The organism is Pseudomonas sp. MWU16-30322 (assembly GCF_020515535.1).
In the GTDB taxonomy this organism is placed as follows: Bacteria; Pseudomonadota; Gammaproteobacteria; order Pseudomonadales; family Pseudomonadaceae; genus Aquipseudomonas; species Aquipseudomonas fluorescens_H.
Window position 1 is genome coordinate 36,284 of record NZ_JAIWYL010000019.1, and the last position, 9,962, is coordinate 46,245.

Consider the following 9,962-nt stretch of genomic DNA (forward strand, 5'->3'; position numbering starts at 1 on the left):
TGGGAGCGAGCCCGCTCGCGAAGAACGATAGCTCGTTCCGAGGCTTAGTGCCCATTCCCTGAATGCCCGCCCGCATGCCCGGCGCCAGGCCCTTTGCCGGCCTCGCCCCGTCTGCCGCCTTCAGCTTCATGCGCCGGCGCAGCGGCTTTTTCAGCTTCTTTGCCCAACTGATCAAGCGCCTGCAGATTGCTCTTGCGCACCGCCTCGACAAAGCCCTGATACGGCAGATCGGTAATCCCCACCAGGCCGAAGTGCCCGTTCTCGCCGTCGAGCAGGCGTCCGGTCGCCGGTTGATCCAGGTACTGGAACCAGTGCACGCCGACGATCGACGGCTCGTTCAACGCCTGTTTGAGGAAGTTGGCATAGGCCGGGCCACGATCTTCTTCCCGTGCCAGTTGCGTTACGCCGCCCCAGAACGGCCCACGGTCAGCCGAACCGAAATTGAATTCAGTGATCAGCACCGGTTTGTCGAGGGCGCGCAAGGCGGCGAAGTCATACCCGTCCTGCGGCTTCAGCGTGTACATATTGAAGCTCAACACGTCGCAATACTGCGCGCAGGACGCTACCGCTTCCGGGGTGCTGGTGGCGAAACGGCCGCCGAGCAGCAGCTGATTCGGCGCGTGCCATTTCAACGAGTCAGAGATGGTCTTGAAGTAGGTATCGGCGAACACCTTCTGGAAGTATTTGAAGTCGTTTTCGATTTCCGGATGCTCCGGATTCGGCATCGGCGGCACGAAACCCGGGTCTTCCATCAACTCCCACGCCGGCAAATCAATGCCCCACGCTTTCGACAGACCTTCCTGGTTGCGGTACTTGTCGCGCAGTTGCTTGAGGAACGCGCGTTTGGCTGGCACGTCGGTGGTCATTTTCAACGTGCCATAGGCCAGGGCGTAGCGCGACTGCGGATCGTCGCCGGGACCGGCCCAGGCCAGTTCGTTGTCGGCGTAGTAACCGATCAACCACGGATCATCGCGGTGATCACGGGCAGCGATGGCCACGGCACGCTCGGTAGCCATGGCGAAACGCGGGTCAAACGGGTCAGGCATGCCGCCCCACCAGTCTGTGCCGGTGCTGATGCTGGTGTAGTCGCCGACGATCGACAGCGGCAAGGTGTACGGCACCCGCTCAGCGTCGCCCAGCGAATCGGCACTCCAGTTGCCAACCGTGTTGAAACCCCAGGCTTGCAGACGATCAAGGGTGTGCGCGGCCCACTTCTGCTCATCGACCGTGGCTTTGCATGGCGCGACGCTGGTCGGCTCGGCTGCCGGTTCGGCGGGTGCCTGCGCTGCGCAAGGTTCGCCGTACAGGCGTTGCAGGTTGGCGCCGTAGAAATCGTACCAGCGCCCGGCATTGTAGCCACGGCCCTGGTCGGCGCCGTTGCCGCCACGGTTGTCGCCTTCGCCGAAATGGCTGGCAAGTGGCTCGTCTGGTTTTGGCAGCGATTCGAACATCCACTCACGCCCGGCGACGTAGGTCTGGTTGACCTGCGGGCTGACGGTGTTGACCCCCAGCGAATAGAACGGATGCCCTTCCGGCGTCACCAGATACCAGCGCCCGTCACGCTTTTCAGTGCGGAAAAAGCCGCTGGCCTTGAACGCCGGGCCTTGGTTCCAGCCACCGAATTTGTCCAGCGAAGACTTTTCGCGCTCAGCCAGCCAGGTTTTCAGCTGTTGCTGTTCCTTGGCAGCGGCGGCTTTCAATTGTTCGTCGTTGCTGATTTTTTCCGGCCATTTGCTGCGGGTCGACTGCCCGTAAGCGTCCACCAGATTGCCGTACACGGCCTGGGTCACGGCATCGCCGTCCTGCACGCCGAAACGCTCGAGCAGCAGGCTCTGAGCGGCTTTCGGCTGATCCATCCACAGGCTCACCGACACCACCTGACTGCGGTCCAGCTCACCGCTGCTGCTGGCCAGCAGAATCCGCTGACCATCGACGGTCATCGGCATCGGCGGCCCGGCCTTCATGCCCTGACTCAGCGGCGAAGTCGCCACCAACGGCACCAGCAGGGTTTGCGCGGGTCCGGCCGGCAAGTCGACGCGGCTGGTCAGCGTCTGGCCGTTGTTGCTCTGGATTTGCACGTAAACCGTCACGGCCCAGTTCATTGCACTCTGCAGACGCAGGCTCATCATGCCCGACTGCGACCAATCCCAGGCACCGGTCTGCGGGGTCAGGCGCAGGGTCGGACGGGCTACCGGGTTGAACGTCACCCGGCGCAGCACTTCACCTTCCGGGGTTTGCTCGGCGTTGGCTTGTGGCAGGTCAGTGTTTTCGGTGACGACTTTCACCACGTCGGCAGGACGGACGAAGTTGAACAGGGTCTGCTGACCGGCAGGCGCCGCCAACAACGGGGCGGCGAAGATCAAGGCAAACACGGCAGGCAACGAGCGGCGAATCATAAGAACGGAGTTCTCCCTAACGACCAAAAGGCCAATGGAAAAGCGATGGCGGAGAGATAGACAACGCGGCGGGCAAAACTGCCCACCGTTGTCTCAGGATATTTCACGACGGAATGGCGGCAACGCATTGAGGATCGCCTTGCCGTAGCGCTGGGTGACCAGTCGCCGATCGAGCAAAGTGATGGTGCCGCGGTCTTCTTCGGTACGCAGCAGACGCCCGCAGGCCTGGACCAGTTTCAGCGAAGCGTCGGGCACCGAGATTTCCATGAACGGATTGCCGCCACGGGCCTCGATCCACTCCGACAGCGCCGCCTCGACCGGATCGTCAGGCACCGAAAACGGGATCTTGGCGATCACCACGTGCTCGCAGTAGGCCCCGGGCAAGTCCACCCCTTCGGCGAAACTGGCGAGGCCGAACAGCACGCTGGAATCACCGCCATCGACCCGCGCCTTGTGCTTGTTCAGGGTTTCCTGTTTCGACAGGTTGCCTTGAATGAACACTTGCTTGCGCCAGTCGCGGTCGAGGCCGTCGAACACGTCCTGCATCTGTTTGCGCGAAGAGAACAGCACCAGCGTGCCGCGCGAGCCTTCGACCAGATCCGGCAACTCGCGGATGATCGCGGCGGTGTGAGCCGCGGCGTCGCGTGGGTCGGCCTTCAGATCCGGCACCCGCAGCACGCCGGCGTCGGCATGATGGAACGGGCTCGGCACCACGGCAGTGACGGCTTTTTTCGGCAGACCGGCACGCATGCGGAAACGGTCGAAAGTGCCCAGCGCGGTCAGCGTTGCCGACGTCACCAGGCAGCCGTAGGCCACGTTCCACAGGCTGCGGCGCAGGGTCTCGGCGGCAAGAATCGGGCTGGCGTTGACCTCGATGTCGAACAGCGAACCGCTTTCGGCCAGCGTCAGCCAGCGCGCCATCGGCGGGCTGTCTTCCGGGTCTTCGGCGGTGAACGCGGTCCACAACTCCCAGTTGCCCGACGCCCGCGACAACAGGCTGCCGAACAGCGGATACCACTCCTCGGCCTGATTGCTGGCGATGCCGATGTTGACCTCGCCGTCCATGCCTTCCTTGAGCAGGTCGGTCAGACGGGTGAACAGATCATTGAGCCGCGAGTAGCCCTTCTTCAGCTCGATGCCCATCTCGCGCATGTGCTCGGGAATCACCCCGCCGACGAAACGATGGCGTGGCCGCTCGCGACCTTCGACGTCTTCGCCGGGCTTGAAATCGGCGATCTGCTCGCACGCGGTGAACATGAACTGCTGCTGGGTCTTGATCTCCCGCGCCAGCTCCGGCACCTGCTCGATCAGCTTGCCGAGATCCCCCGGCAACGGATGCTGGGCCAGCAGTTTGGTGAGGTTCTTCGCGGTGGTTTCCAGCCAGTCGGCGGTGGAACGCAGGCGCGTGTAGTGGGCGAAGTGGCCGATGGCCTTGTCCGGCAGGTGGTGGCCTTCGTCGAACACATAAATGGTGTCGCGCGGATCGGGCAGCACCGCACCGCCGCCGAGGGCCAGGTCAGCCAGCACCATATCGTGGTTGGTGACGATCACGTCGACTTTGCCCATGCCTTCGCGCGCCTTGTAGAACGCGCACTGGCCGAAGTTCGGGCAATGACGGTTGGTGCACTGACTGTGATCGGTGGTCAGGCGCGCCCAGTCGGCGTCTTCCAGCGCGTTGGGCCAGCTGTCGCGGTCGCCGTCCCACTTATTGCCGGCAAGCTTCTCGATCATGCTGGTGAACAGCTTCTGACTGGCCTCGTCGACCTCGATCTTGAAGCCTTCTTCTTCGAACAGCTGGGCGGTGGCGGTTTGCGCGTGGCCCTCCTGCAGCAGCATGTCGAGCTTGGACAGGCACATGTAGCGGCCACGGCCCTTGGCCAGCGCGAAACTGAAGTTCAGCCCGCTGTTGCGCATCAGGTCGGGCAAATCCTTGTAGACGATCTGCTCTTGCAGGGCCACGGTCGCGGTGGCGATCACCAGGCGCTTGCCGGCCAGCTTCGCCGTGGGGATTGCCGCCAGGCTGTAGGCCACGGTCTTGCCGGTACCGGTGCCGGCTTCCACCGCGACAATCGCCGGGTCGCCACTGCGCCGGCCTTCGTCGTCGGTGTCGATATCCCCGAGGACTTTGGCGATTTCAGCGATCATCAGGCGCTGGCCGTAACGCGGCTTGAGGCTCTTGGCTTCAAGAAAACGCGAATAGGCGCCCTGGATCGTGGTTTTGAGTTCAGTGCTGATCATTAGATGTCGGGCGCAAAAACGCTGGATAAATTTTCAGTGGTTCGGTTCGGCGGCTATCATACCTCGCTAATCAATCCCGCGCAGACCGGAGTACCCCAATGACACCTTTTAGCCTCGTTTATCCGCTGCATGTCTTGTCTGCCCTGGTCTGGGTCGGCGGCATGTTTTTCGCCTGGATGGTCCTGCGCCCGGCGGCGGTGAAGGCGCTCGACGGCCCCGCCCGCCTGACCCTGTGGGTGGAAGTGTTTCAAGGTTTTTTCCGCTGGGTCTGGGTCGCGGTGATCCTGCTGCCGATCAGCGGCGTCGGCATGTTGCATTTGCAGCACATCGGCTTCGAGACCGCGCCTAAATATGTGCAAGTGATGATCGGGCTGTATGTGGTGATGACGGCGCTGTTTATCCGGATTCAGGGCCTGATGCTGCCGGAGTTGCGCAAAGCGGTGGAGGCGAAAGACTGGCCCGCGGGTGCGGCGGTGCTGGGGCGGATTCGCCGGGTGGTGGGGATCAATCTGATTGTCGGGTTGGTGCTGGTGGCGATTGCGGCGGCGCGGCCGATGTTCTGACCCGCTGACGACAGGCACTTTTTGTGGGATGGGGCCGCTACGCGACCCAGCGGGAGCAAGCTCCCTCGCCACAATTGTGAATAGTGCTGTTATTTAGAGGCGTTGCACGGTCACGGCACCAGCCGCACCCACCGGCCCGGGCTGACCATCAGCCCCGGCCTTGCCGTTCTTGCCGCCATCAGCGCGGTACACCAGGCAACCCTTGGACTTGCCGCCCTGGCCGGCCTTGCCGCCGACACCCGCCGGACCACCGGCGCCGCCAGCGACGTCGACTTTGATCAGCTCGGCCGGAAACTCGCGGGGCACTTCCAGGCGCACCAGCGCACCCGGGGCACCGGGTTGGCCGTCGCTGCCATTGCTGCCATCAAAACCGTGTCCGGCTTCGCCCCAGGTGCAGCCCGGATCTTCACCGTTGCCGCCATCCAGACCGACAAAACCTGGTGCGCCGGTACCGCCACGGGCATCGACAAACAGCTTGGGTGCGGTCAACGCCTTGAACTGCAGATTCAGATTACGCCCGGCACGGGCGGCTTTTTCATAGGTTCCCGGTGCCCCGCGTGCAGTAATCAGGCTGCCTTCACTCAGTTCGGCGCGAATGACTTTCATGTCCAGCGCCTGTTCACTCGGGACGATCGCGATGCGTGCTTCATGGCCCAGGCGCAGTTCGCCGACGGTCAGTTCGGTCACATTGGCAGGAATCAGCAACGTGCCGTAATCGGCGACTTCGAGCTTTTCCAGTTGCAAGGTGCTGGCGGTGTTGGGCAGGCGCATCAGGGAATTGGTTTCGACACTGACCACCTGGGCGCAGGCCAAGGGACTGATGAATGCAGCGAGCAGGCAAAGTTTACGCATGGGAAGAAGCCTCCGGAGCGGCCGGGGCCGGGATGGTTTGCAGGTGGAAAACGCCAAACAGCAGGATCAGCAGACGGTCACGCCACGGGTTGGCACGCCCCTCGAGGCGAGAGAACAGCAACTCCAGCACATGCAGCGCCAGCAACAAGCCGCCGGCCAGATTGACCAGCAGATGCAGCGGATGCACAAACGGCATCAGCAGATTGAGCACTACCACGCACCAGAACAGCAGGGTCAGCAAACGCCCCAGCCCCCAGAAAACCTTCATACGCTCCCCCGTGTCGGAATTATTCTTTGGGCGCACAGTAACGGCTTACACGGGGGATAAGCCAGAGGGGCAAAAGAAAAAACTTTTGTCAGTCGTCGGATCGCTGCCGGTTCGACGATGATCGTCGCCCGGCAGCTCTAGTCTGCGGACTACAGACAAGTCTCAGCGATTGATATGCAACTCGACCCGACGGTTTTTCGCCCGTCCTTCTTCGGTCGCATTGTCAGCCACCGGCTCACTCTCGCCGCGTCCCTCACTGGTCAGTTTGTTCGGCGCCAGCCCCTGGCTCAGCAAGTAGGCGGCAACACTGCTCGCGCGGCGTTCGGAAAGCGCCTGGTTATAGGCGTCCGAACCTTTGCTGTCGGTATGCCCGATAACCTTGATGCTCACCACATCGGCGTTGCGCAATTTGTCCATCAGCGTATCGAGCTGGGCTTTGGCCGCCGGGGTCAGATCCGATTTGTCGAAATCGAACAACACATTGCCGGCATCGCTGAGGGTGATGACTTCGGTTTGCGGCGCTACAGGCTCCGCAGGTTTTTCGGTCACAGGATATTGCGGCAACGGGCAACCACGGTGATCGACCGGCGTATTGGGCGGTGTGTCCGGGCAACGATCACGACGGTCGAACACGCCATCGCCGTCTTCATCGCCATCCTGGGCGTAACAGATCAGTCCGCCAGTCAGAATCCCCAGCGCTGCGCCGCCACCGGCCCAGCCGCCACTTTCAATCGCGCCGAGCCCACCGCCGACCAAGCCGCCAATGAGGCTGCAGATCGGCCATGTACGTTGATTGAGCGGGGCATCGCCATCGCTATGAGTGGCGCAACCGGTGAGCAAGCTGCCCAGCAGCAGCACCGGCAAGACGGACCTTGAGAAAACAGTCATTGTGAAAGCTCCTGTGTCACCGGCCCATACCGGTTACACAGGAGTAAAGACCCGCATCCGCGACTGCACAAGCCGCGGATGCGAGAGGGGCTAGCGGACGATTTTGATTTCGGTACGACGGTTCTGTGCACGACCGTCAGCGGTTTTGTTATCCGCCACTGGCTGGCTTTCACCCATGCCCGACACCGAGACGAAGCTGGCACGCGGCACACCTTGCGAAATCAGGTATTCCACCACCGAGTGCGCACGACGATCCGACAGTTTCTTGTTGTAGGCATCGCTGCCGACGCTGTCGGTGTGGCCGGTCACGGTCAGTTGCGCCGTGGACGACTCTTGTTTCAGGCGCGTGGCGACTTTGTCCAGAACCTGTTTGTCGGCACCGGTCAGGGTGGCTTTGTCGAACTGGAAGTGCACATCACGAATAACGATGGTTTCTTCCTTGACCACAACCGCCTCTTCTACCACTGGCGCAGGGGCCGGTGGAGGGCAGCCGTCAGCATCGACCTGCACGCCTCGAGGGGTGTGCGGGCACTTGTCGCGACTGTCCGGCACACCATCGCCGTCTTCATCGCCATCACCGTGCACCCAGCAATAGGCGGCTGCCGTACCGCCGACCAACAGTGCGCCGTAGCCGGCCCACGCCGAACTTTCCGTCGCGCCGAGGCCCGCACCGACCACACCGCCGACCGCCGCACAGGTCGGCCAGTCGGTTTTCTGCAAACCTGCGCAACCAGTCAACACACTGGTTAGCAGAATCAAAGGTAACGCTGTCCGAACTATGCTCATCTGGTTTTCTCCTGAGGGATCGGCTTAGAACCGATTCACGGAGTAAAGACCGGAGTTTTAATCTCCGCCAGCAATAGGCCAGCGTCATTTGGGACCGTGTTCACAGGGATTTGGCACTTTTGCCATACGCGACAAAACGGGGTCTAGGCCGGATCCGTCTGGCGCGCTAGTCTTGGCGATCTGATTGAGGAGCTTCGATGAACGTCGCCATTTCTTCGCGCACGCCGCAACAGGCGCTGGCCGCTTTACTGGATCGCTATGCACCGGCGCGTTTGCTGCTGATCGGCGCCAGCGAATTTCCGGCGCTCGCCGCGTTCAAGCAGGCACATCCGGACACCTGCGTGGCCCACGCCGCACCCGGTGCGCTGCCCGCCGAACTCGCGGCACGGCGCTTCGATCTGGCGCTGGTGGTCGATTGCCTGGAACATCTGCCCAAGCGTGACGGCCTGAATCTGCTGGGCGGGATCCGCAACCTCAATGCCAGCCGCATCGCTGTGCTGGCAGACCTGCCGGCCAGCGGCTGGCAGGAGACCGATTTCTATTCACTGGCGCTGCAAGCCAGCGAACGTTTTCAGCGTGACGAGCAGGTACTGACCCTGTTCACCTACGATCTGCTTGACTACAAACAAGTCCCCGACTGGCTCAACTCGCGGTTCTGGGCCAATCCGGAAAACTTCGGGAAATACTGGTGGTAATGCAATGAGTACAGCCATTTGCCCGTGCGGCAGCGGCAACCTGCTGGAGGCCTGCTGCGGTCACTATCACGAAGGCCATCCCGCGCCGTGCGCCGAAGCCCTGATGCGTTCGCGCTACAGCGCCTACGTGCTGGGGCTGATCGATTATCTGGTGGCAACCACCCTGCCCGCCCAGCAGGCGGGTCTGGATCGCCAGTCGATCAGTGCCTGGAGCGCGCAAAGCACCTGGCTCGGTCTTGAGGTCGAAAGCTCGGAAGTGTTCGGCGGCCAGCCCGAGCACGCCTTCGTCACCTTCACCGCGCGCTGGCACGACAGTCAGGGCGAACACAGCCACCGCGAGCGCTCATCTTTCGTGCAAAACAGCGGGCGCTGGTACTTCATCGACCCGACCGTGCAGTTGAAGCTGGGGCGCAATGACAGTTGCCCGTGCGCAAGCGGGCAGAAGTTCAAGAAGTGCTGTGCAGGGTATTTCGGCGCATAGGCCTGCAATTTTTTAGCGTCTAGACTGGCTGCAAAGGGAGTTCAACCATGCTCGGTCGTTGGCGCACATTCCAGTTCTTCACGTTGATGCTGTTGCTGAACCTCGGCGGTTGCGCCTCGTGGTTCAGCGACGACAGCGTCGACCCTGCCGTGCACCTGGTGAAAGTCGAGGTGGTGCGGGCCAAGTTGCTCGAACAGAAATTCATCCTGCACTTTCGTATCGACAACCCCAACGACAGCGACCTGACCGTGCGCGGTATGGAATATCGCATTCATCTGGCGGATCTGCTGCTGGCCGAAGGCGAGCATGAACACTGGATCACCGTGCCCCCCAAAAGCAGCGCGTTCTACCGGATACCGATCCGCACCAACCTGTGGCCACGAGTGAAGGACGTGGTGAAAATGCTCAAGAGTCCGCACCAGCAGGTGCCTTATCAACTGCAGGGCGAGATGGAAACCGGTTTATTCATCGCTCACTACGTGCACCTGGAGCGCAATGGCGTGATAATCCCGGCCGATTTAATTCCGGAGCACAACCGATGACCCAGCAACCTCACGTCCATGGCCCTGACTGCAACCACGATCATGACCATCATCACGATCACGACCATGGCCATGTCCACGGCCCGAACTGTGGTCACGCCCATCAGGAACCGGTGCGCAACGCCCTGAAAGATGTCGGCCGCAACGACCCTTGCCCATGCGGCAACGGCAAGAAATTCAAGAAGTGCCACGGCGCTTGATGTTTCAGGTTAAGTCCTTCTTCGCCTGACAAGCTGCCTTCGCGAGCAAGCCC

At 61.9% G+C, this 9,962-nt stretch carries 11 protein-coding genes; 5 read left to right on the plus strand and 6 right to left on the minus strand.

All coding sequences use genetic code 11. From position 1 onward, the window contains the following. Nucleotides 1-44: 44 nt before the first annotated feature. On the minus strand, nucleotides 45-2,396 hold the full coding sequence (locus LCH64_RS27940) for a beta-galactosidase (RefSeq protein ID WP_226501938.1): 2,352 nt from the start codon (nucleotides 2,394-2,396) through the stop codon (nucleotides 45-47). A 93-nt stretch (nucleotides 2,397-2,489) separates the two neighbouring features. Beyond that, on the minus strand, nucleotides 2,490-4,634 hold the full coding sequence (gene dinG, locus LCH64_RS27945) for an ATP-dependent DNA helicase DinG (protein ID WP_003222341.1): 2,145 nt from the start codon (nucleotides 4,632-4,634) through the stop codon (nucleotides 2,490-2,492). Nucleotides 4,635-4,732: 98 nt separating this feature from the next. Between dinG and LCH64_RS27950 the strand changes: the two genes are divergently transcribed. Then, a complete protein-coding gene (locus tag LCH64_RS27950; RefSeq protein WP_003222340.1) occupies nucleotides 4,733-5,197 on the plus strand; it encodes a DUF2269 family protein in 465 nt (154 codons plus the stop codon). 93 nt (nucleotides 5,198-5,290) lie between these two features. On the opposite strand, the gene LCH64_RS27955 is transcribed toward LCH64_RS27950, so the two are convergent. The 4 genes from LCH64_RS27955 to LCH64_RS27970 form a co-directional block, all read right to left on the minus strand. Further along, nucleotides 5,291-6,049: a collagen-like protein gene (locus tag LCH64_RS27955; RefSeq protein WP_103522356.1), complete on the minus strand. Its 759-nt coding sequence runs from the start codon at nucleotides 6,047-6,049 to the stop codon at nucleotides 5,291-5,293. Beyond that, a complete protein-coding gene (locus tag LCH64_RS27960) occupies nucleotides 6,042-6,317 on the minus strand; it encodes a DUF1145 domain-containing protein (protein ID WP_003222338.1) in 276 nt (91 codons plus the stop codon). The genes LCH64_RS27955 and LCH64_RS27960 overlap by 8 nt, the downstream gene beginning before the upstream one ends. A 162-nt stretch (nucleotides 6,318-6,479) precedes the next feature. Continuing rightward, a complete protein-coding gene (locus LCH64_RS27965) occupies nucleotides 6,480-7,205 on the minus strand; it encodes an OmpA family protein (protein WP_201135629.1) in 726 nt (241 codons plus the stop codon). A gap of 90 nt (nucleotides 7,206-7,295) precedes the next feature. Beyond that, entirely contained in the window at nucleotides 7,296-7,991 is a 696-nt protein-coding gene (locus tag LCH64_RS27970; protein ID WP_103522358.1) for an OmpA family protein, read from the minus strand. A gap of 197 nt (nucleotides 7,992-8,188) precedes the next feature. Between LCH64_RS27970 and LCH64_RS27975 the strand changes: the two genes are divergently transcribed. From LCH64_RS27975 to LCH64_RS27990, 4 genes are read left to right on the plus strand one after another with little or no spacing between them, the layout of a single operon-like run. Next, nucleotides 8,189-8,686, plus strand: coding sequence for a DUF6231 family protein (locus tag LCH64_RS27975; RefSeq protein WP_095138440.1), 498 nt, complete (start codon nucleotides 8,189-8,191; stop codon nucleotides 8,684-8,686). A gap of 4 nt (nucleotides 8,687-8,690) precedes the next feature. Next, nucleotides 8,691-9,167, plus strand: a complete 477-nt coding sequence (locus LCH64_RS27980) for a YchJ family protein (RefSeq protein WP_003222334.1) — start codon at nucleotides 8,691-8,693, stop codon at nucleotides 9,165-9,167. Between the two features lie 47 nt (nucleotides 9,168-9,214). Beyond that, nucleotides 9,215-9,709 carry an LEA type 2 family protein gene (locus tag LCH64_RS27985; RefSeq protein ID WP_003222333.1) on the plus strand — a complete coding sequence of 165 codons (495 nt, stop codon included), beginning with the start codon at nucleotides 9,215-9,217 and terminating at the stop codon, nucleotides 9,707-9,709. Next, nucleotides 9,706-9,909 carry an SEC-C metal-binding domain-containing protein gene (locus LCH64_RS27990; RefSeq protein ID WP_003198420.1) on the plus strand — a complete coding sequence of 68 codons (204 nt, stop codon included), beginning with the start codon at nucleotides 9,706-9,708 and terminating at the stop codon, nucleotides 9,907-9,909. Before LCH64_RS27985 ends, LCH64_RS27990 begins: the two co-directional genes overlap by 4 nt. Nucleotides 9,910-9,962 lie beyond the last annotated feature (53 nt).

Coding starts and splice junctions, on each gene's coding strand:
- LCH64_RS27970 (WP_103522358.1), bottom strand. CDS start 7,991: ATGAGCATAGTTCGGACAGCGTTACCTTTGATTCTGCTAACCAGTGTG.
- LCH64_RS27940 (WP_226501938.1), bottom strand. CDS start 2,396: ATGATTCGCCGCTCGTTGCCTGCCGTGTTTGCCTTGATCTTCGCCGCC.
- LCH64_RS27990 (WP_003198420.1), top strand. CDS start 9,706: ATGACCCAGCAACCTCACGTCCATGGCCCTGACTGCAACCACGATCAT.
- LCH64_RS27960 (WP_003222338.1), bottom strand. CDS start 6,317: ATGAAGGTTTTCTGGGGGCTGGGGCGTTTGCTGACCCTGCTGTTCTGG.
- LCH64_RS27985 (WP_003222333.1), top strand. CDS start 9,215: ATGCTCGGTCGTTGGCGCACATTCCAGTTCTTCACGTTGATGCTGTTG.
- LCH64_RS27980 (WP_003222334.1), top strand. CDS start 8,691: ATGAGTACAGCCATTTGCCCGTGCGGCAGCGGCAACCTGCTGGAGGCC.
- LCH64_RS27965 (WP_201135629.1), bottom strand. CDS start 7,205: ATGACTGTTTTCTCAAGGTCCGTCTTGCCGGTGCTGCTGCTGGGCAGC.
- dinG (WP_003222341.1), bottom strand. CDS start 4,634: ATGATCAGCACTGAACTCAAAACCACGATCCAGGGCGCCTATTCGCGT.
- LCH64_RS27955 (WP_103522356.1), bottom strand. CDS start 6,049: ATGCGTAAACTTTGCCTGCTCGCTGCATTCATCAGTCCCTTGGCCTGC.
- LCH64_RS27975 (WP_095138440.1), top strand. CDS start 8,189: ATGAACGTCGCCATTTCTTCGCGCACGCCGCAACAGGCGCTGGCCGCT.
- LCH64_RS27950 (WP_003222340.1), top strand. CDS start 4,733: ATGACACCTTTTAGCCTCGTTTATCCGCTGCATGTCTTGTCTGCCCTG.